Here is a 20,638-nt window from a genome sequence, read left to right as displayed (position 1 = left end):
CTCAGCCCACCCGCGCCTTTCCGGCCCGCGCCGCTTCGGCCACGGCACCCGGCAGTCCGCCGCCCAGGATCCCGGCCCCGCCGAGCTGGACCGTGCCGAGCATCGCGGGATCGAACCCGCCGGTCCGCCCGACCACCGAGGTCAGGCCCAGGTGCATCGAGCGGCCCACCCGCATGCCCGCATCCACCGTGCACAGCTCGTAGGCGGTGTGCGCGGGCCGCTCGCGCTCGAGCACGAGCCGGACGACGGCGTCCTGCACCTCGTCGAGCAGCCGCGGGACGATCACCGAGAACCGGTGCGCCTGCCGGGAGAACGGGGTTTGGCTGGCGTCCACCGCACCGGCCGACGCCGCCCTGGCCGGCGATCGGCCGGCCGTACCGATCGCGCCTCCGACCCGGTACCCGAACCCCACCACCGACTGGGCCCAGCCGGCCTCGGCCAGGCCTGAGCCCGCCGCCAGCCCGCGCAGCCGGTAGTGCTCCACGATCACCGGGGCCACGCCGAGGTACAGCTCCAGGTACCGGGACAGCGCCCCCAGGGTGCCGCGCCGCCGGTACAGGGTGGCCGCCTCGGCCAGCAGTTGCCGCCGGGCCGCCAGCGGCCAGCGCTCGTCCAGCACCATGCCGACGAACGAGGCGAGCCAGTCCAGCGCCTCCTCCGGTGCCGACGCCGGATCGAGCAGCAGCTCCCGCAGCAGCGAGCGCTGGTCGAGGTCGTGCAGTATCCCGTCGAACATGGCCAGGTACCGGTGCAGGAACGACTCCTGGGCCGGTTCGGCCGAGAACACCATGGGCAGGCGGCGCATCAGCGTGTGCGCCTCGGACTCGATCCGGACCGCGCCGACCAGCGGGGTGGCCCGGGTGTTGCCGGTGAGCCGGACCGCGATCCAGGCGTAGCGGCCGGCAGCCGATGACGGGTATCCCTCGTAGCTGGTCATGCAGTCGTCCGCGGCCGGCCGCCACCACGGCACCGGGCTGGACGGGCGCTCCTGCACCGCACCGGCGATCAGCGGGACGTCCAGGTCCAAGCGCGGCGGCGGCAGCGGTGGGGTGAGCTCGGGGCGGTATGGGTCGCAGCCCTGCGGGTCCGCCGGGATCGCCGCGACGGCCGCGACGGCCGCGGCGTCCTCGTCGTCCGAGGTGAGCACGGAGCAGCGCAGCGTCGTTCCCGGAGGCAGGTGGGCGTCGAGGAACAGCCGCCCCCAGCGGGTTCCGTACTCGCCGCTGTCCAGCCGGAAGGTGACCACCCGGCCGTCGCCGGCGTAGCGCAGCCGCCCGCGCACGGCCAGTCGGAACCCGGCCTCGGTGGTGTAGGCGATCCGCCCCTGGTGGGTGAGCGCGATGCCCCCGCCGTCGTAGCCGGCGGCATCCAGCGACTCGGCCGACACGAATCGCCCGGCCAGCACTGCGAATCGCTGCAGCGCGCGGCCGCCCGCCGCCGGGGCCACCACCACCATGCCCTCGGCGTCGGTGGCCAGATCGCTGGCCGGGCCCACCGCGAGCGCCGGGCGACCGGCGGCTACCAGAAGCCCCTCCCCGGAGGGCTTCTGGTAGAGCAGCACAAGAATGTCGCCGGCCACGGTCACGCGGCTGGGCGCCCATGCGCCGGGCACGCCGTCCGGGGCCGGGGTCTGCGAGGGCACCGGCAGCGGTTCGGTGACCGGCTCGCCCCGCCCGGTGAACCGCAACAGCCCGGCTGGGTTCCGGGTCGCCACCCAGACGTCCCGGCCAAAGGCGGCCACCCCCCAGGGTTCCCGCGCCGGGTGGTTCGGGGTGTCCAGCCGGATGGTACGCACGATCCGGCGGCTCCACAGGTCCAGCACGAGCAGCCGCTGCCGGCCGCGCTCGCTGATCACCAGGCGGTCGTCGGCGGTCACCACCACCCCGACCGGATCGTCCAACGCGGTGGCATTGACCGGCTGGGACGGCGCGAAACCGGTGTCTCCGCCAGCCGGTTCAGGCCCGCCGGCCAGCAGTTCGAGGGGCTGCGCCAGCGTGGCGTAGTCAACGCCGGCCCGGGTGTCGCCGAGCAGGGTGCGGGTGATGTTCCCGGTGACGCCCCGATACGCCCGGCAGAACCGGTCGAACGCCAGCCCGCGGGTCACGGCCGGCAGCACCACCCGGCCGTCACCGATGTCGTCGACGGTCCAGCTCAGCCCGACCCGGCCGGTCTCGCCGTCCACCGCCGTGTGCTCGTGGGTCGCCCGGACCCACTGGTCGCACCCGCTCACCCCACGAAGTTGCCTGCCCATCAGCACACCTCCCGTGGCGGGCGCACCGGGACGGCGCGGCCGGTCGGCGCGGGGGCGGTCGCGCCGGAGCCGGGCTCGGGCGCGTCACCCGGGACCACCAGGACGTCGGCCAGTTCCGGCACCTCGTAGCCGGCCAGGTCGAGGGTGGCCGGCGAGGTCAGCTCCGCCCAGCCGTCGTCCGTCTGCACCGCGAGCCGGATCCCGTTCAGGTACTCCAGGCCGTCCACCTGCAGCGCCGCCGCCTCCAGTTCGGGGGCGTGCACCCGGCGTCCCAGCGGCCAGCCGTTGCCCTCCGGCCCGTACGGCGGCAGCGGTGAGAGGTACTGCTGCAGAATCTGTTCCACCCAGCGACGGACCGCTTCGGTGCCGAAGCCGGGCTTGACCGCGATGCCCGCGCTGACCGCGATCCGCCGGTAGGTGGGCGGCGCCACATAGAGCTCGGTGGTCAGCAGCCGGCGCTCGTCGAGGTATCGGCAGACCGCACCCAGCTGCACCCGGTCGGGCACCGGCGCGGCCGGATGCTCCCGGTCGTGCCGTGGCCAGATGATCACAGTGACCGCACCCGGCACCTGCTGGTCCAGCACCGCCGGGTGGAACAACGGCAGGCTCTCGGCCCGGGCGATGTCGGCGCCGGGTGTTGCCTTCGCGAGTTCGGCGAAGTCGGAGGCGGTCACGGCCCGGTCGTGCCGGCGGATCTCGTCCGGGATCCTGGCCACGCCCTCCGCCGTGGTCTCGGCCGCGGCACCGCCGCGGGTAGGCAGCGGATTGGTGACGGTGACCCCGGTGAGCCCGCTCTTGCTGATCGCCCCGGGCGCGACCAGTCCCTGCACGCCGCCGCCGTAGCGGTAGGACCGCACCCGGATCCGCTCCCCCAGTTGCGGTGCCCGGCCGCGCAGCCCGTCGCCGAACCGGATCACGCCCGTTCGCGGTTCGAGAATCGCGTGCGGGTCGTCGATCCCGCTGGCGCGGAAATCGTCGACCAGTTGCCAGGGCACCCAGCGAGGGACGGCGGCCTGTTCCTCGACCTCGGGCACGAACCCGTCGGTGAGCACCGAGCCGTGCACCAACGGGTACTGCTGATCGGGTTGCCCGGTACCGGTGCCGAGCAGCTCGGCCGGTGCGGTGACGGCGTTCTCGGCGCGGGCGGCGTTGACGCCGATCCATTCGGTGGCCGGCAGCTGGCCGCCGCCGGGCCGGAAAACTCTCAGCCAGCATGCGATCCGCGGCGCGAAATCGTCGTCCTCGACCAGCGGTGGCTGGTCGCCGCTGCCGGTCTCGTCCGGATCCTCCGGCACGAACACGCCCAGGTCGTGGGTGTCCTCCGGCATCCTCAGGCGGACGATGCCGCTGACGGTCAGGCCGCTGGTGGTGTCCCCGGTGACGGTCAGCCGCCGCCACACCGGCTCGGTGCCGCCGTCCGCGCCGGTGGTGGGCGCCGTCGTCGAGATCTGCCACTCCATCGGCGGCGTCGCCGGGGCACCCGCCCCACCCGGGCATGCCGTGATGTCGCGCAGACCGGGGGCGGTCTGGTCGGGCACGAAACCGACGCTGAGCTCCCGGCCGGCCAGCGCGTCGAGCACGGGCAGGCGGGAATCCTCGTCGGTGGCCAGCAGTGCCAGGAACAGGGTGCCGTCGATGGAGGTGGTCGGGTCGAGCAGGTCCCCGCCCGGCTGGCTGGGATCGCCGGTGGCGAGGCGGGTCAGGTAGGGCGTGATGTCGCCGACCGAGACACCGAGGGCTGCGCTGGCCCGGGCCAGGTACTCGAACGACTCCTCGTCCTCCGGCAACTCGCTGGCCGCGCGGATCGCGGCCCGGCCGGTGACCGGCAGCACGACGGTCTCGTCCAGGGTCTGGAAGCTGACCGGGCCGACCGGAAGTGCCAGGTGCAGTTCGGCCAGCGGCGCGTCCAGCCGCTGCGTTTCGAAGCTGACCAGCCCGGTCGCGGCGACTGCGGGGCGCGGCGGGATCTGCAGCAGGTCGAGGAAGGCGAGCCGGGTGGCGTCTGGGATCTGGTTGAAACGGTAGAGCAGGTTCTCGCCCAGGAACGCGAACAGCTCAATCAGGGTGATGCCTGGATCGGAGGGGCTGTGGTCGGTCCACTCGGGGGCGTAGACCGGGATCCGGGCGAGCAGCTCGTCCCGCAGCTGCGCGTAGGAGCGGTCGTCGAGGATGGGGGTGCGCAGGGTCATCGGGCCTCCTGCAACTCGACGGGCAAGACGACGGCGTCGGTGCGGCCGGTGGTCTTGTGCTCGTAGCCGATGGTGATGATCACCAGCGCGGGGTCGTCGTCCCTGGTGTCGACCGTGACCGCGCGCACCTCCACCCGTGGCTCCCAGAGGTCGATCGCCCGGCTCACCTCGGCTTGGATCAGGGCCCGGGTGGCAACGCTGTTGGGCAGCATCAGGAACTGGGTCAGCCCGCAGCCGAAGGACGGGCGCATCACCCGCTCGCCGGGCTCGGTCTGCAGGATCAACCGGATCGACTGGCGCACCTTCTCCGCGCCGTCGCTGTAGCCGAGGGCGCCGCGGGCGACGTCCGGTGCGACCGGGTGGTTCCACCCGGCGCCCAGCCATTCGGAAAGCCGCAGGTCTATGGTCATGGGTGCACCACCTGGTCGCGGGTCACCCGTGGGCTGGTCGGCACCGTGGTCGGGTAGGCCGGTGTGGCGTTGTTCGGCCGGGCGAAGCCCTGACCGGCCAGCGCGGTCACCATCGCGCCGTTGCTGTAGGTGGCGCCCAGGGTGGTGCCGAGGGTTCTGCTCGGGTCGATCGTGTTGAACCCGTCGACCAGCGCGTCCCGCAGCTTCTGCTGGTCCACCCCGGGGGTCAGGTCGACGTCGATCTCCAGCGACGCCGCCACCTGGATGCCGCCGGGGATCACTGCGAGCTCGGCCGAGACCTGCGCACCCACCTCCAGGCTGGGCGGGATGCAGAGCTTGAGCTTGAGCATCCACCAGAGCCCGAACAGCAGCATGATGATCGGCAGGAACAGGTTGAGCAGGAACATCGCCACGATCGTGATCAGCGGGATCGCGAAGAAGCAGATCTGCTCGGCCGCCCCGGTTACCGAACCTGTGGTCGGCGGCACCTTGTCGGTCGCGAAGACCAGTCCCGAGCCGGGCGGCGTGCTCACCCGGACGCTGGGTAGCGCGGCAGACGCCTCCAGATCGGCGAAATCCGGCATCCGGACGTTGATCGGGCGCTGCGCCAGACCGGCGGGGTCGTAGAACGACGCCAACCTAAACGGGTCGGTGGGCTCGCTCCAGACCGGCGTGCTCGGGCAGTCGCCGTCGTCCACCGGCCGTGCGTAGCAGCGGATCTCGTAGAGGTCGGCGTCCCCGAACCGGGGCGACCCGTCGGGGGCGAGCTCCGCGCCGCAGGTCGGCACATAGCCGTAGAAGATGGTGCCCGAGCGGGCGGCCGAGTCGGGGTCGGCCGGGTTCGGGACCAGCCGGAACATCGGGTACGTCTCCTCCACGATCACCTCCGGCGCGTCCGGCATCGGCTGCCAGGTGCCGATCACCCCGTTCGGACTGCGGACCCAACCCTGGACAGTGGTTTCGAGCTGCGACTGCGCCGACCAGAGCGCGAGCTTGCGCTGCGCCAGCACCACCTCGCGCCGGGCGGCGACCAGCGCCTGGCCGGGATGGGCGACCTGGCGGCGGGCCCGGCTACCGATCGGAACCAGCCGCCGGGTGCGGTCCCGGGCAACCTCGATGGAGGCCCGCGCCTCCGCCAACTGCGAGCTGGCCGCCGACCGCTGCGCCTGCGCCACGGTGGCGCGTGCGACGGCCAGCCGGGAGAGATGGGAGTTGCCGGCCTTGACCTGATCCGGCGCGATCGGGGTGACCCGGCGGCGGATCACGAACCCGGCCTCGGCCACCGCATCCGGCTGCACCACCGGGAAACCCGGACGGTCGCAATGCAGCTCGAAGGCCACCAGGTAGTACCGGCTGTGCACCGGCAGGAACAGCTTGCGAGTATCGGTCTTGACCCGGGTGCGAGTGATCAGCCGGCGGACCTTGCCGCCGTTCGGGCCACCGACGATCGGGGGCAACGCGTCCAGCGCATCGATGCGGTAGTAGAAGTCCTCCTCGGTGAACGGCTGGGCCGACTGCGCGTCGGCCTGGAAGTCGTCGATGAAGTCCTCGTTGCCGAACTTGTGCAGCGCGGGGCGGCCGGCCAGCTTCGCGCGTTCGGGGTCCGGGTGGTCCTGCAGGTCCCACCGGTACCAGGGGGCGACCGCCCGCCATCTGGCCGCGTTCACAGGATGTTCCCCGCGCCGGTGGTGTAGAGGCTCGACACCGTGGCGTTGGTGATCACGCTCTCGCACTTGACCACACCCGAGCACTTCACCATCGGGCTGTCGATCTTCACGGTCGGCGCCGTGATGGACAGACTGGTCAGCGCGGTGATGCTGACCCCGCCACCGGAGGTGAGCTTGACCGTGGCCTTGCCCTTGGAGGTGATCTCGATGGTGTCCGCGGCGTCGTCAAAGACGATCTTATGGACGGTGTCGCTGGCCGCGCCGGCGACCGACAGGCTCACCGTGGCACTGCCTTTGGTGTCGTCGAAGACCAGCCTGCTGCCGGATCGGGTGCGCAGCACCCGCTGGTTGTTGTCGTCGGAGGGTGCCACCGGCATGGTCGCCTTGCCGGTCCACATCGCACCGACCAGGTAGGGCCGCTCGATGTCGCCCGCCTCGAACCCGACCACGACGGCCGAATCCTTCTCCGGCAGCGCCTGGAAACCCTGGTCATTGTCCGCGTAGAGCGACAGCACGGTGGCCCACGCGCGCACCGTCTCGCCGGCCTTCCCCAGCCACGGGAACCGAACCTGGATCCGTTGCAGGTGCAGCGGATCGCCGGTCAGCTGGGTGACCACGGCCGGGTACAGCCCGTAGTGCCGGGGGCCGCCGTCGGTGCCGCCGTCCCCGATGCCCATCCCCGGGCTCATCCCGGCGCTCATGCTGACACCGTCGCCCGCTCCGCGCTGAACCGGGTCCGGAACCCGACGCTGAGGTCATAGGAGTGGTGCACCGAGGTCGCGTAGTAGGCCGCGCCCTCGAAGATCGGGCCGACCCGCTCCAGCGTCAGCCGGGACCCGACGGTGAGGTCCGGCGTCCCGCTCGTGACGCCGTCCACCCGGACGAACTGGCGCGCCCGGCGCAGGTAGTCGGCCTCGGCCCAGGCGGTTGCCTCCTTGGCGTTCACCGGCGTCCGCCGGGCCCAGGCACCGGCCCGGGAGCCGAGCGCCGGCCCGAGGATGGAGACGCCGGTGCGCCCGCCGGTGACTTCGCGCTGGATCACACCGGCCTCGGCCTTCGACTCGATCACGTCCGCGGCGTCGTGGTCCCAGCCGGTGACCGTGACGACGTCGCGCTGGTGCGCCAAGTCGGCGCGAAGCTGCGCGTCCAGCAGGGTGTTTCCTTGCACCAGGGTGATCTGGGTGGCGGTTCGCTTGATCCGGCTCTGGAAGCACAGCGTCGTCCCCTGCGCCCAGACCTCGGCGTTCACCAGCGCCGCGCGCTCGCGCAGGAAGGCCAGATCGCTCTGGTTCCACTGCTGCACCAGGGAGTACGTCGGACCGTCGGCATCCACCGTCGCGGTCAGGCTGTGCTCCGTGGCGATCGCCTTCGCGATGTTCGCGTCGGTGGTGTCCTCATAGGTGTGCGAGCGCCGGGTCATCCGCAGCTTCATCAGCACGTCCTCGGCGTAGACGCTCACGTACGGCGTGCCGCCCTCGGTGAAGCTGACCTCCAGGGCGGAGATCCGGCCGTCGAAGATCTGGCGCTGCGCCTCGGGCGGGCCGATGGTGACTTTCAGGGTCTGACCGAACGTGACGACCTTGCCGTCCAGATAGGACAGCTGGCCGGTGCTGCCGTCCGACTGCGGCCCGACCGCGTGGAAGTGCCCGACGAAGGTGCGCAGCCCGGCGGTGTTCTCGGCGACGTCGATCCGCAGCACGTCCCGGCCCAACTCGCCACGGTGCGTGCCGTCGACGTCGAAGACCGGCGCGGTGCCCGCGTAGGGGTGCGGCTCAGTCATGGAAACCCCAGGCGGTGGTGCGGGCGCGCAGCTGGTGGGCGCGGCGTTCCTGCGCGTCGTGCTTCTCCTGCTCGGCCCAGCCGGACGATTCGGCCGCTGCCGCAGTGGTTTCGGCTGGACCCTCGACCGCGAACTCGCTGTCGAGCTCGCCGATGCTCACTGACATCCGCACCCACTCCTTCGAGGCGTGGAACCGGTGGCCGGCCGAGCCTTCGGCGCCGCAGCTGGGACGGCGGGCGGGACGGCGGGCGCGGCGGCGGGCGGGGAGACGGGCGTCAGGGTTGCCCGCAGGTCGGCCGCCGCGAGCGAAGCGGGCGCGAGCGGAGCGGGCGCGAGCGCAGCGGGCGTGGGCCGGATGGCCGAGCGGCAGCTGCAACCGCAGGCGTTCGCCGCCGATACCGAGGGGGCCGGGGCCGGCTGACGGGCGCCGATCACCACCCACGGGCTGCCGACGACCCGGACGTCCTCCGGCGTGATCCGCTCACGCAGCGGCAGCCCGGAGCCGTAGGTGCTGGCCCGCCGGTCGGCCGCGGGAGGCGCGGGTTGCGCCGAGGCGGGTGCCGCGGGCTGGGTCCGGGCGCCGGCGGTGTCCCGCAGCCGGGGCCGTTGTCCACCGCTCGCCGGCCCGGCCGGCCGCGCCGGCGCGGCGAACTTCTGCCGGTTCGCGTCGGCGGCCAGGCCAGCGGTGGTAACGGCCGCCGTCTGCACTGCGGCGGTCAGCCCGCCCGCCACCGACAGGGCGAAACCTGCCGGGTCCGGACCGCTTCCGCCGCCGGGGCGGGCGGCGTCAGCGGCCCCACCGGCTCCGCTGCCGGCTCCCGTTGAGACTTCCAGCCCGAGCGACGCCTCCAGTCCGCTGCCGAGCGAGAGTTCACCCCCGCCGATCGAGAAGCCACCCAGCGGCAGGTCGAGGTTGAAGCCGATCGCCTCGCCCGGCAGCAGGTTCAGCACGTCGGAGACACCGTCGGCGATCGAGCGCCACGCCTCGGGCAGCAGGCCCTGCCGTGAGAGGAAGTCGGCAACGCTCTCGCCGTCCATCGCCTCCGCGACCCGGTCGGCGGGGCCGGACCCGCCGCCGGACGTCCCCGGTCCGGCCGGTGCGGGCGTGCCGGAGGGCGGTGCGCCGGTGGACGGATTGGCCCCGGCGCCCTTCTCCAGGGCCTCGAACTTCGGGTCCTGCTCCTTGATCGAGACGCTGACCTTGGCCCGCAGCGGGACGCCCTCGGGTGAGAACAGATCGAGATCCTCGTTGGCGCTGCCCATCACGCCGATCAGCACGAACTTGCCCCAGCTGAACCGCACCCGCGGTGGCGCCGCCTTCGAGCCCTTGCCGCCGGGCAGCACGAACCGGGTGATGTCGGCGGTCAGGGTGCGCACGTCGACCGCCTCACCGTTGGCGTCCTGGTCGGCGGTGTCGAACTCGAGTTCCAGGGTGAGCGTGGTCGAACTGGTCCCGTTGTACTGCTGCACCTGCCGCCCGCGGGACTTTCCGGCGTCGATGCTGTTGCTGCGGTTGAGCTTCAGGGACGCCGGGTTGAACTGGACGGCGACCTCCTTGCTGGCCTTGCCCGAGCCGTCGACCTCGGCCAGCTTCGCCTTCTGTAGCGCGGTCATTGGGTTCCCTCCAGGAAGAGGCCCTCGTGGGCGATGTGCAGTTCCTCGAGCGCGACCTCACCGGACTTGGCGTTGAGCGTCGGACCGACGATCCGGGCGGGCAGGCCGCGGCGGAAGCTCCAAGTGGCCACCACGTTCCCGGTGCCGTCGAGGACGTCGATGGTGCCGTCGTAGCGCCGCACCGGGCGGACCCCGGCCACGACGTCCTGCAGCCACTGCCACAGGTCGGTGTCCGCGCCCGAGCCGGGGCTGAACATGCCGCGCTTGAGCACCAGCTTCTGGGAGTACTTGCCCCGGCCGATCCGCTGCACCACCCGGTCGTTGCTGCCGCCCTCGTAGAACTCCTTGAGGTCGACCTCGACCTGCAGGCCGGTCACCTCGGCGAAGGCGCCGTCGGTGAACGTGCCCGAGCCACCCGCCTCGGTGAGCGTGACCTCGAAGTTGAAGGTCTGCAGGAGCACCGGCTCAGCCATGGCTGCCCTCCAGCTGGACCAGGACCTCGGACTCGACGCTCAGTTGCAGCACCAGGTATTCCAGCGGTTGGCTGGGCGCGACACCGATCTCGGCGATCAGCCGGCCGTTGTCGAGGTCGGTGTTCGTCATCGTGTCGCGGCCGCAGCGCACGAAGTAGGACTGCCCGGGGGTGGCACCGGCGAGCGCACCGACCCGGTGCAGACTGTCGAGGTAGGTGCCGACGGCCCGACGCACCGCACGCCAGGTGGGCTCGCCGTTGGGCTCGAACACCAGCCAGGCCAGCTGCTGCTGCAGGGCGAGCCGGATGCTGGTGAGCAGCCGGACCACGCTGAGCTGCCGCAGGTCCAGGTCACGGCTGAGGGTGCGGGCCGCGGTCAGGCGGATGCCGTCCCGCTCGGTCCGGAAGACGTTGATGCCCACCGGGTGCAGCCGGTCGGCGGCGTCCGGGCTGACCGCCTCGCCCAGCCGGACCGCCCCGGCCGCCAGCACGTTCGCCGGGCCGACGTGGACGCCGTCGCGCAGCTCGCGCGCCGCGATGATGCCCGCGGCGAAGGCGGACGGGTTGATGGAGATCAGCCCCTCCCGGTCGTCGTCCGGCCGGGACACATCCAGCCAGGGGTGGTAGGAGGCGGCGAAAGCGCTGTCCGAACCGACCATTCCGAGCGATCCGCGCCAGGCGAGAGTGCGTTGCAGGCCGAGTCCGGGTGGCACGTCGAGCAGGACGACGAGATCGCCCCGCTGCACGGCGAAGCCGATCAGGTCGGTCTGGGCCGCCGTGATCGCGGCCAGGTCGGCCGGCACCGCGGGGTCAAGCCGCAGTCCGGCGAGTTCGGGCATCACCGGCACGGGTGGCGGCGGCAGCACCGGTTCCACGCAGGCGGCGAAGGCGGGGCCGGCCAGGGTGGGCGGGTCGGCGGGAGCCTCGACCGGCACGAGCGAGGACGGCGCGTACACGTCCGGCGCGAGCAGCAGCCCCACCTCGTCCACCTCGGCCAGGCACTGAATGCCTGAGCCGGGCAGCTCGTCACCGGGCAGCCAGGTGAGGTCGAAGAAGTCGGCGGGCACGATCTGGGCCGAGCGGTCGCCGCCGCCACGCAGCTGGGGTGCCGCGCCGCCGTCCCCGAGCAGGGTCAGGGCGGGCAAGCCCGGGTCGGGCAGGGCGATCGTGGCGCCGGCCCACTCGATCGCGGGCCACACCAGCGCGCTCTCAGTGATCAGCACCCGGGCCAGCCAGCGCGGATGATCGGCCCGCAGGCCCAGTTCGAGCAGTTGCTCGCGGCGGCGCAGCAGCGGGTCGTCGTCCACCACGGTGAGGTCGGCGGTGACCGCCTCGGCCACAACCGGCGCCGCCGCCAGGGGCGCGTCGAAGGTCAGCACCCGGTCGGCGCCACTACGGTCCGGGCGGAGCACGCGCTCGCTGCCGTCGACGAACTGGAGCGCCTGCGCCCCGCCGGCCAGGGTGAGCCGCAGCAGCGTGCCGACCGGCAGCCACTCCTGCACCGGCACGGTCAGCGTGCCCACCGTCGCCACCGCCATCGGCACCGGGCGGAATCGCCAGGACAGGCCGCCCCGCAGCCGGTTTCCCCAGGTGCCCTCGTTGCGAGCCTGCACCGTCACCGGTTGCCCGGCCGTGGTGAGGAGTGGCGCGGCGGCCGCCACCGCGGATGCGGGCCGGCCGAGCCAACCGGTCGCGCAGCCGGCGAGATCCTGGGCGGGGTCGGCATAGTCGTGCACGATCCGGACCACATGCGCCCGCCGCCCGCCCTGGGCGAAGAAGGCCGAGACGGCATAGGGCAGCCGCCCGGCGCCCTCGAAGCCGCCGAAAGTGGCTCGATAGTCCTGCCAGGAGTCCACCGGCACGGCCACGCTGCGCTGCCTGGGCGCACCGCCCAAGAAGGCCATCAGGTCCTCGTCCGCGGCCGGCGGCGTGACCGGGAGCCGGGCCGGCCCGCGCGGCGACACCCCGGCGAACGCCGCGACGTCCCGATGCACGCCGTGCAGCGGCACCGGGGCGACCGTGGTCGCGAAGCGGATCCCTGGCGCTCCCAGGGCGGTGACCGACATGGTTCTCCCAGCTGTCACGCGGTGACGAGATGAGCTGACTGTCAGGTGTATTCGATGCCCTCGTGGACCAGCACGAGCTCCTCCATCGCGACGTCGCCGCCGCCCTTACCACCCAGGGTCGGGCCGGTCCACTTCTTCGGCTGGGCGCGGCGCAGAGTCCAGGTGGCCACCGTCTCGCGGGCCTCGTCGAGCAGGCTGACGGTGACCGTGCGGGCGTCGGCGGTGCCGTCGCGCGCGGTGTTCAGCCAGGCCTTGAGGTCGTCCGAGCCGATCAGCCCGCGCTTGAAGGTGACGTCGTCGTTGGTGTGCGTGCCGGGGATCTTCCGTACCGTACTGACCTTCTCGTTGCCGTTGCGGTACTCGGCGTACTTGACCTCCATGCCGAGGCCGCTGACGTCGGAGAAGCCGCCCACAGTGGCGCCGAGATCGCCAGTCCCCTGATCCCCGCCCAGGGAGACGATGAAATTGAAGTTCGAGTAAGGGTTGTCGCGCAGTTCAGGCACGATCGTGCCTCCTTTCACGAGTGGGTGAGGGTCAGGTGCGGGCGTCGGCGGTCCACTGCCCGATCCGGAACACCACGAACTCGGCCGGCTTGGTCGGGGCGACCCCGATCAGGCAGACCAGCCGACCGTTGTCGAGATCGTTCTGGGTCATGGTGGTGCGGTCGCAGCGCACGAAGAACGCCTCGGAGGGCTTGGCGCCGAGCAGCGCGCCGGACTGCCACTGGACGAACAGGAAGTCCTCCACCGTGCGGCGGATGTTGCCCCACAGGCGAGCGTTGTTCGGCTCGAAGACGGCCCACTGCATGGCCTTGTCGATGGAGTGCTCCAGGAAGATGAAGAACCGGCGGACGTTGACGTACATCCATTCCGGGTCCGAACTGATGGTCCGCGCGCCCCAGACCCGATTGCCGCGGCCCTCGAAGAAGCGCAGCGCGTTGATGCCTTCGGGGTTGAGCACGTCCTGCCGAGCCTTGTTGATGTTGGCCTCAAACCGGGTCAAGCCGCGGACGATCTCGTTGGCGGGCGCCTTGAAGACCCCGCGGGCGATGTCGCTGCGGGCGTAGATGCCGGTGACGAAACCGGACGGCGGGAGCACGATCCGGCGCGGCGGCGCGCCCTGCGAGGGCCGCTCCAACGGGTCCAGCACCTCCACCCACGGGTGGTAGAGCGCGGCGTAGGTGGAGTCGAACTGCCCGCGGAAGCTGCGGATCTCGGTCAGCGACGAGCCCTGCGGCGCGTCGAACACGGCGATCCGGTAGCGCGCTCGCTCGGCGTGGCCGATCACCGCACCGGCCGCGGCCAGCGCGCGAACGTTGTCGTCGTCGATGTAGGTGCCGCCGTCCGGCAGGGCGACGATGGCGATGTCGTCGATCTCCCCCAGCGCCTCCAAGCCGGTGGCTTTCACGGTGGCGACGTCCGGGTCGGCCTCATGCCCGAGCAGGCCCTCCGGGGAGTCCGGCGGTGGCATCAGGCCGTCGTTGCCGCCGTCCAGCCGAATGCTCGCCGGGATCGGCGCCCCCGCCAGCGGCGTCTCCAGCGCGAGCATCAGCCCGATCGCCCGCTCCAGCGTGGCCGGGTCGGTCGGGTCGTCCGGCGCGCCGGTGTCCAGGTAGACGATGGCGTTCTCATCCTCGGGGTCGTCGGCCTGCAGGATCTTGCCGATCCAGCGCCGCTGGCCCGGATGCGCGGCCAGGTCGGTGTAGACGTCGAACCGATCGCCGTCGGGGTCGACGGTCACCTGAAGCACGACCTCCTTGATCACCGCGGCTGGATCGGGCAGGACGGTGCCCCCGCCGGCCTGCCGGAAGGTCTGCTGCCCGGCCGCGTCGGTGTCGACCACCGCCAGCGAGGCGGCCACCAGGTCGGAGCCGTCGGCCGGTGGGGCGGAGCCGCCGGGGGTGATCTCGACCACCGCGCCCCGGGCCAGCGAGCGGGCCTGCACGATCCCGCCGAAGCGCGGGTCCGCTATCGCGATGTTCCGCTTCCGCACCGCCCGCACGGTGATCAGCACGTTGCCGTAGGCGCCGGGCCAGCGGGCCCGCCAGACCGCGCTGTCGGCGGGGAAGTTCAGCACCGACGACGCGATCCCGTTGTCCGCTCCGGCGGTGAACACACGCGAGACGTAGAGCCGGGTGCCGCCGTTGAGGAAGAACGCGCGCGCGGCGTGCGCCAAGTAGTTCTCGCTGATCGGGATGCCGTCACCGCGGTCGACGGCCAGCGGTTCCAGCCCGCCGTAGACGCGCTCGAACTCGGTGAAGCTGGTAATCAGCCGGGGCTCGGTCGAGCGCGGCCCGGGGCGGGCTCCGTCGACGTACTGCACGGGTCCGAAGCGGGTCAGGCCGGCGTACCCGGTCGTGCTGGTGGCCACCCCCTCGATCGACTTCGCACGGAAGCTGACCTCTTCGATGTAGACGCCGGGGGCGAGGTACTCGGGCATGCGTGCTCCTTCAGGGCAGATCGAGGTCGACGACATGCGGCCGACCCTGCGCCAGCGGAATCGAGGCGAACGTGTGGGTGGCGAAACCGGTCGGGAAGGTGCGACCGTCGGTCACCGTCCCGGCAGGGTCGTCGGGCACCGGGAGGGCGAGGACCGGCTCCTCCGGCAGGTCCCAGAGTGGATCGACGACGACCCGCAGCGGGTCGTCGTCCGGTGGCACCGGGGCGGGGTCCTGGTAGCCGGCAGTGAGCGTGACCGGCACCGGGTCCGGGGTGAAACCGATCTGGTGCACCGGGTTTGCGATCGGCAGCAGGTATTCTCCGCGGTCGTCGGCATGCGCCCAGCCGGCCACCTCGCCGGTGCTGGTGAGGGTGGCCCGGACCCGCGCCCAGCGCACAGCCAGGCCGCCCCTGGTGATCCGGCCACGCACCTGCAGCCCGGCCACCTCAGCGGCCGCTCCCGGGTACAGGCTGGGCGTAAAGATCCGCGCGGCCGGGCCGATGTCGGGGATGGTCGGGTCGGTCTCGGCCGTCACCACCGCGTCCTCGTCGGCGATGCTGACCGCGAACCGGCGCGGCACGTACCGCCGTCGCGGATCGCTGATCCGGATCCGCTGCGTGGTGCCGGTCGCGTCGTCCAGAAGGCGCGCGAACCGCCCGGTCCCGTGCCGCTCCAACGCCGGCAGGACGTCGTCCAGCTGCTCGCCGGGTGCCCAGCGGCGCCACGCGCCGAGCGGGTCGGGGTGCTCCTCCACCGTGACCCGCAGCGGTGACAAAGCCCGGCCGCCGCGCGCCACGTCGCGTGGCTCGACACCGAGGGCCAGCCGGACGATCCGTTCGGCGTAGGGCGGCGGCGCGTAGAGGTTCGGCGCGTTGAGGTTCACGGCCGCACCGCCGCCGGGACCAGGCCGCGGACCGAGGTCAGCACCGGTGGGTACGCGCCGTCGTTCGGCTCGGCCTCGATCCGGACCACGCGCGCGAGGTAGGAGAGCGATGGGCGGAAGTCCCCCGGGAGGGTGTCGAAGGTGCGCAGCACGTCCTCGGTGCTCATGTCCTCGGCGGCCAACTGCACGGACTCCCCCGGCGACCAGCGGCCGGCCGGGTGCAGCGCGGTCCCGGTCAAGGTGGGCGTCTGCTCCAGGGTCAGCAGCACGTGGCCCAACAGGGTTAGTTCGGCCTCGGCGTCGCTCTCGAAGGCGGTGAGCAGGAAGTGCACGTCCAGCGGCAGCCGTACGGCGCCGTCCTCGTGCGCGCTGACCGCCGACCAGCCGGGGCGCGTCGTCGGGTCGACCGCGATGTGGTAGCAGAAGATCGAGACGGTGCCGTCGTCGATCGAGCCCTCGGCAGCCGGAGTGCTGCGGTCGAAGTTCTCGGTCTTCACCAAGCGGGCCTTGGGCTTTCGGTTGAACAGGTTCGGGTCGGCCGCGAAGGTCGCGTCGAAGCCGCGGTTCAGCAGGTTCGCGATGCTGAGGCCGACGGCGGCGATCGCGGTGAAAGCGCCCATGCCGGGTACCAAACCAGGACAGACGTCACCGCTGCGTCACGGCGCTGTTCTTCGCCTCCGGCCCGCCGGCGGTGACGTCGCGGTGACGGCAGGCGCCGAGGCTGGTCTCCATGGATCGGATCAACCACTGGTTCGACCAGCTACCGGGTCCCGTCGTCTGGATCACCGGGCGAGAACGGCCGGCCTTCCGGGTCGCGGGCGAGATCGGGCTGCTGGCAGCCATGCTCACCTTCCTGGCGGGCCTGCTGGTGCGCGGGCTCCCCCCGATGGTGGGGGCCGGCGTGGTCGCGGTGAGCGTGACCGGCTTCTTCGCGGAGGCGTTGCTGCGCCGGCTGGTCACCGGCCGCGAGTCGCTGGTGCTGCTAGAACACGTCTGGGTGACCATGGGCCTGGCCGCGGGCTACCTCGCTGCCCTGGGCGAGCCGGTCAGCTCCTGGCTCGACGTACTGGCCGTGGGCCTGACCGTGTTCCTCGCCGCGGGGCGGGTCGGGTGCCTGCTCGGTGGCTGCTGCCACGGCTACCCGTCCATCATCGGCCCGCGCGCGGCGGCGTCCGGCGACGGCTCGTGGCCGGTGATCCGGCTTTTCCCGCTGCCACTGGTCGAGGCGCTTGGGTTGGCGCTGCTCGCGGTGGCCGGTTTCGCCGGGCTGTTGCGGCTGCGCGCGGGCTGGACGGCGATCGGGCTGGGGTTGGCGTACGCCCTGTTGCGCTCGGGCACCGAACTGCTGCGGGGTGACCGACCGTACTCCCGGTTGCGCGTCTCGGCCGCTCGCTGGATGGCCCTGATCCAGCTGATCGCCCTGCTGGTGGTTGCCTCTGTCTGGTCTGGCAGCCGGGTCGACCTGGCCCAGGTGGCCGCTCCCGCGGTCGTTCTCACGGCTGCGACCGTGATCTTCGTGGTCGGGCGACGGCCACCGGCGCTGACCCTGGAGCTGGTCCGCCGGTTGCGGGCCGCGGCCGACCAGGCGTCGCCCACGCCGTCCACGGTGCCGATCGCGCGCGGAGTGACCGCCACCATCGCCCGGTCCACCGCCGGGCTGGAGCTCGCCGTGCACGGGTTGCCGCCCGCCGGCGCCACCCGGCTCGCGGACCTCGCTTTCGGCTCGATGACCGGATCCGACCAGCAGGCCGCGCGGCTCAACGGTTCCCGGATCAGCTACTTCGCGGCTCGCTAGCCGCGAACCAGATTGCGCGACGCCGCGGTGACGGCCAACAGATGGGATCAGGTCATGGTGAGCCCTGGCGAACCCGACGTGGGAGCAATGCCACCCGCACTCGGGATGATCGTGCTTCGGGTCTGGCGCGACCCGGATCAGCCGATCATCCACGGCCGTCTCATCTCCCCTCAGCTGTCCGCCCCCACGACCGGCAGCGACGACGACCAACTGCTGGGGCTGGTGGCGCGGGCGCTGCGCGCATTCCGCCAGTCCGGCGGCTAGCCCGAGGTATCTGCGGTCGACCAAGCTCGCTCTGAACAGACAAAGCCGAGCCTGAATCAACAGAGGAGGCGACGGCATGACTGCTGCCCTACCGATGGAGATGGCTCTTCACCGATCCGGCGCTGCGCCGGCCGTGCCTCGGACCGAGGTGCGCCTGCTGGGGGGTTTCGAGATCATCCACAACGCGCAGGTTCTGGACCTCAAGCCGGGAACGGAACGCCTGGTCGCCTTCTTGGCCCTGCTCGAGCGCGCGGTCGAGCGTCGTTACGCCGCCTTCCGGCTCTGGCCGGACAAGGGCGAGAACCGCGCCATGGCCAACCTCCGCTCGGCCCTGTGGCGGCTGCGACCGCTGCCGGTCACCCTGGTCGAGGCCACCAGCACGCACGTGCGACTGCGCCGCGATGTCTGGGTGGACGCCCGGCACGGTCTCGCCGACGCCGAGCTGAGCATCCTCGACGACCTCGGGCTCACCGGCGAACTGCTGCCCGACTGGTACGACGACTGGCTTGTCGTCGAGCGGGAACGCTTGCGGCAGCAGCTCCTGCACATGTTGGAAACCGCCTGCGAATGCGCCCTCCACGCTGAGCGGTACGGGCACGCCATCGACGTCGGGCTGCGCGCGATCGCCCTCGAACCGCTACGCGAGAGCGCCCACCGCTTGGTGATCCGCGCTCACCTGGGCGAGAGCAACATCCACGAAGCCCAGCGCCAGTACCGCCAGTTCGCCGATCTGCTACGCGGCGAACTCGGCCTCATTCCATCTCCCGGTCTCCAAGCCCTGGTCAGCGATCCCGGCTGAGCCTTGGATCCGGGGTTCGTGAGCTGAGCGACAACGACGGTCAACCGGCGCCATCGAGCAGCTCGAGTCGTCGCTGCTCCGTGGGACGTTGACAAGGGGTGCCGACAAACTCGTGTCGACAACCCTCGAGCAGTACGCCGAGATTGCTCGGATGCCCGCTACATCGGCGAACGCGATGGCTGGGTTGTCGACGAACTTGAGCGCATATAACGGGGCCACGGAGAACTCGGCTACGCAACGGCTGAAGCGGGCCTGCTCATCGACGTCCGGCGCGTCAGGACCGACCGAGTTCAAGAGCCCATTCCGCAGCGCATCGAGCTTCTCTTGCGGGTGCGTCGCTCGAACTGATCCACAACTAGCAAGACTGGTTCACTGTCGAGTTCAGTTAGGGTCGCATCTAATTGCTCGACTGGGTGAGCGCCGGGCGATAGGTACGCCACACTCTCATCAGGTATCTGCAGGGCTGGCACCAATCCGGCCATCACTAACGATGACTTTCCGCAGCCAGAAGCCCCGAGTACCGGCAAGAACGTATTTGCTACAAGCTTCTGCCTAAGCTTCTCGACAAGGGCTTCGCGACCGAAGAATCGCGGCCGAAGCCTACAAACTGACGGTTTTCACCAGTCCACAACCTGACAGTGAGGCAGCAACGAAGGTCGCAGCGATCGACGCCATCATCGTCGCCGCGGGCCACAATGCCTTGTACTACGACAAAGTCGGCGATGCAGCCGGTCAGACCGAGGCCAGACAAGCAGCCTGGGCAGACGATCAGGCCCGGCTCGCGGTACTTCGCGAATTCTACGGCACACTCGCCGGTACCGTGTCCGGTGGGACCACGATGGGCCTAGCTAAGACCGCGTTGACCAAGCTCCTCGACGAGGGTCTTACACTTCCCCAACCCGCTCCCGTTCTGCCAGGCAAGGTGCCGACCGGCGCCGACGCAACCGGCGTCCTGGTCGCCCAAGCCCGCGGCGCCCACGACTTCGCAGAGGCACGTCTCCGCAGCGGCCCGGCGAACCTCCCCAGCGAACTATTCACAGCTGGCGCCAACGGGCATCCGCAGCTCAAAGAACTCGCGACCATGACCGGACAACAGCGAACAATGCTGCGCACTTGGGCGCTAAACAACGGCGGCGAACGATACGTCACCGCCTACGGATCCCTCTTCTTCGACACCTACTCCCAAAGCGAGAAGATCGATGACGGCCAAGCAGTCATGAACGACTTCACAGATAACCCGTCGCAATGAGGTCACGACTCCTGGCAGCCGGTGTACTGGTCACAGCCCTCGCCGTCGTCGGCTGTGATCCCGGCAGTTCGACCAAGAAGCCGACGACGACCCCGCCATCACCGACCGAGGCCCCCACCGCGATGCTGGCGTCGAACGTCGATGTGATCATCAGGCCGCCACGCGGTCAGCTCTCGCCGCAGCAACAGCAGATCCTTGCCGTCTACAGCAAGCTCATCAACGCCCGCTACCGCTTCTACTCACATCCCTTGATCATCGACCCAGAATTCGCACGCGGCGTGCTACCCACCTCGCCCTTCGCGCCAACCGAGCCCGACACGATCGGCTTGATCGGCCCGGTACCGATCGACGGCCTCTCCATCACCTTGACAACAACCAACCAGGCCACGGTCGACACCTGCGAGGACCGTCGCGCCCTCCGGTACCTAGGCCGCGACGGTGCGATCGACATCACCGGCCCAGCCGGCGACCGTCTTCGAGGCGACGTCGGCCGCGAAAGCGTCGAGTTCGAAAAGACGACCGCCCCAGCAGCCGACGGCGCAAAGGCCACGACACCCCGCTGGCTCGCCTCGAGCGGCGGATCGTCGGCAGGCACACCTGAGTGCAAGGCGTTGGCCTCGACAAGTCCCCCCTCCTCCACCCCGCGAGCGCCAATCACCGCAACCCCATGAATCCAACGAACCAAAGATCAGACCGCTCCGCCTGCTTGGTTGGCGCCATGAAACACATCCCCACCACGAGGTATGCCGCGCTCGGGGCG

19 protein-coding genes and 1 pseudogene are annotated in these 20,638 nt (G+C 71.3%); 5 read left to right on the top strand and 15 right to left on the bottom strand.

The window, feature by feature from the left end:
• Window position 1 precedes the first annotated feature (1 nt).
• Genes AB0L70_RS35845 through AB0L70_RS35780 form a run of 14 tightly spaced genes read right to left on the bottom strand, consistent with a single transcriptional unit; the run spans window position 2 to window position 16,391 of the window.
• Window positions 2-2,251: a phage tail protein gene (locus tag AB0L70_RS35845; protein ID WP_363691276.1), complete on the bottom strand. Its 2,250-nt coding sequence runs from the start codon at window positions 2,249-2,251 to the stop codon at window positions 2-4.
• Entirely contained in the window at window positions 2,251-4,440 is a 2,190-nt protein-coding gene (locus AB0L70_RS35840; protein WP_363691275.1) for a putative baseplate assembly protein, read from the bottom strand. The genes AB0L70_RS35845 and AB0L70_RS35840 overlap by 1 nt, the downstream gene beginning before the upstream one ends.
• Window positions 4,437-4,850 carry a GPW/gp25 family protein gene (locus tag AB0L70_RS35835; protein ID WP_363691274.1) on the bottom strand — a complete coding sequence of 138 codons (414 nt, stop codon included), beginning with the start codon at window positions 4,848-4,850 and terminating at the stop codon, window positions 4,437-4,439. The genes AB0L70_RS35840 and AB0L70_RS35835 overlap by 4 nt, the downstream gene beginning before the upstream one ends.
• Window positions 4,847-6,517, bottom strand: coding sequence for a hypothetical protein (locus AB0L70_RS35830; RefSeq protein WP_363691273.1), 1,671 nt, complete (start codon window positions 6,515-6,517; stop codon window positions 4,847-4,849). Before AB0L70_RS35830 ends, AB0L70_RS35835 begins: the two co-directional genes overlap by 4 nt.
• Window positions 6,514-7,218 carry a phage baseplate assembly protein V gene (locus AB0L70_RS35825; protein WP_363691272.1) on the bottom strand — a complete coding sequence of 235 codons (705 nt, stop codon included), beginning with the start codon at window positions 7,216-7,218 and terminating at the stop codon, window positions 6,514-6,516. The genes AB0L70_RS35830 and AB0L70_RS35825 overlap by 4 nt, the downstream gene beginning before the upstream one ends.
• A complete protein-coding gene (locus tag AB0L70_RS35820) occupies window positions 7,215-8,297 on the bottom strand; it encodes a contractile injection system protein, VgrG/Pvc8 family (protein WP_363691271.1) in 1,083 nt (360 codons plus the stop codon). Before AB0L70_RS35820 ends, AB0L70_RS35825 begins: the two co-directional genes overlap by 4 nt.
• A complete protein-coding gene (locus tag AB0L70_RS35815) occupies window positions 8,290-8,463 on the bottom strand; it encodes a hypothetical protein (RefSeq protein ID WP_363691270.1) in 174 nt (57 codons plus the stop codon). The genes AB0L70_RS35820 and AB0L70_RS35815 overlap by 8 nt, the downstream gene beginning before the upstream one ends.
• On the bottom strand, window positions 8,454-9,911 hold the full coding sequence (locus AB0L70_RS35810; protein ID WP_363691269.1) for a hypothetical protein: 1,458 nt from the start codon (window positions 9,909-9,911) through the stop codon (window positions 8,454-8,456). Before AB0L70_RS35810 ends, AB0L70_RS35815 begins: the two co-directional genes overlap by 10 nt.
• Complete coding sequence (locus AB0L70_RS35805; RefSeq protein ID WP_363691268.1) at window positions 9,908-10,384, bottom strand: phage tail protein; 477 nt, start codon at window positions 10,382-10,384, stop codon at window positions 9,908-9,910. The genes AB0L70_RS35810 and AB0L70_RS35805 overlap by 4 nt, the downstream gene beginning before the upstream one ends.
• The gene (locus AB0L70_RS35800; RefSeq protein ID WP_363691267.1) at window positions 10,377-12,449 is read right to left on the bottom strand and encodes a phage tail sheath subtilisin-like domain-containing protein; all 2,073 of its coding nucleotides are present in this window, start codon (window positions 12,447-12,449) and stop codon (window positions 10,377-10,379) included. The genes AB0L70_RS35805 and AB0L70_RS35800 overlap by 8 nt, the downstream gene beginning before the upstream one ends.
• A gap of 41 nt (window positions 12,450-12,490) precedes the next feature.
• Window positions 12,491-12,952 (bottom strand): phage tail protein, encoded by a 462-nt coding sequence (locus tag AB0L70_RS35795; protein WP_363691266.1) that lies wholly within the window; start codon window positions 12,950-12,952, stop codon window positions 12,491-12,493.
• Between the two features lie 31 nt (window positions 12,953-12,983).
• Window positions 12,984-14,888, bottom strand: coding sequence for a phage tail sheath subtilisin-like domain-containing protein (locus AB0L70_RS35790; protein ID WP_363691265.1), 1,905 nt, complete (start codon window positions 14,886-14,888; stop codon window positions 12,984-12,986).
• A gap of 10 nt (window positions 14,889-14,898) precedes the next feature.
• Entirely contained in the window at window positions 14,899-15,771 is an 873-nt protein-coding gene (locus tag AB0L70_RS35785) for a hypothetical protein (RefSeq protein WP_363691264.1), read from the bottom strand.
• Window positions 15,768-16,391: a DUF4255 domain-containing protein gene (locus AB0L70_RS35780; RefSeq protein WP_363691263.1), complete on the bottom strand. Its 624-nt coding sequence runs from the start codon at window positions 16,389-16,391 to the stop codon at window positions 15,768-15,770. The genes AB0L70_RS35785 and AB0L70_RS35780 overlap by 4 nt, the downstream gene beginning before the upstream one ends.
• A 110-nt stretch (window positions 16,392-16,501) precedes the next feature.
• Here AB0L70_RS35780 and AB0L70_RS35775 point away from each other — a divergent pair, with 110 nt between their 5' ends.
• The 3 genes from AB0L70_RS35775 to AB0L70_RS35765 all read left to right on the top strand — a co-directional run bounded on the left by AB0L70_RS35775 (window position 16,502) and on the right by AB0L70_RS35765 (window position 18,629).
• A complete protein-coding gene (locus AB0L70_RS35775; protein WP_363691262.1) occupies window positions 16,502-17,566 on the top strand; it encodes a prolipoprotein diacylglyceryl transferase family protein in 1,065 nt (354 codons plus the stop codon).
• Between the two features lie 87 nt (window positions 17,567-17,653).
• Window positions 17,654-17,830 carry a hypothetical protein gene (locus AB0L70_RS35770; protein WP_363691261.1) on the top strand — a complete coding sequence of 59 codons (177 nt, stop codon included), beginning with the start codon at window positions 17,654-17,656 and terminating at the stop codon, window positions 17,828-17,830.
• Between the two features lie 76 nt (window positions 17,831-17,906).
• The gene (locus AB0L70_RS35765) at window positions 17,907-18,629 is read left to right on the top strand and encodes a BTAD domain-containing putative transcriptional regulator (RefSeq protein ID WP_363691260.1); all 723 of its coding nucleotides are present in this window, start codon (window positions 17,907-17,909) and stop codon (window positions 18,627-18,629) included.
• Between the two features lie 290 nt (window positions 18,630-18,919).
• Here AB0L70_RS35765 and AB0L70_RS35760 read toward each other — a convergent pair.
• Window positions 18,920-19,210 (bottom strand): annotated as a pseudogene (locus AB0L70_RS35760) (hypothetical protein); the annotation flags it as partial.
• Window positions 19,211-19,329: 119 nt separating this feature from the next.
• On the opposite strand from AB0L70_RS35760, the gene AB0L70_RS35755 reads away from it, so the two are divergent.
• Both AB0L70_RS35755 and AB0L70_RS35750 read left to right on the top strand, forming a co-directional pair.
• The gene (locus AB0L70_RS35755) at window positions 19,330-19,878 is read left to right on the top strand and encodes a hypothetical protein (protein WP_363691259.1); all 549 of its coding nucleotides are present in this window, start codon (window positions 19,330-19,332) and stop codon (window positions 19,876-19,878) included.
• Window positions 19,875-20,549 (top strand): hypothetical protein, encoded by a 675-nt coding sequence (locus tag AB0L70_RS35750; RefSeq protein ID WP_363691258.1) that lies wholly within the window; start codon window positions 19,875-19,877, stop codon window positions 20,547-20,549. Before AB0L70_RS35755 ends, AB0L70_RS35750 begins: the two co-directional genes overlap by 4 nt.
• Window positions 20,550-20,638 lie beyond the last annotated feature (89 nt).

It is taken from the genome of Kribbella sp. NPDC051952, from assembly GCF_040680855.1.
GTDB lineage: Bacteria > Actinomycetota > Actinomycetes > Propionibacteriales > Kribbellaceae > Kribbella.
Note: the sequence above shows the minus strand (reverse complement) of the source record. Positions and strands in the feature narration are given on the sequence as shown.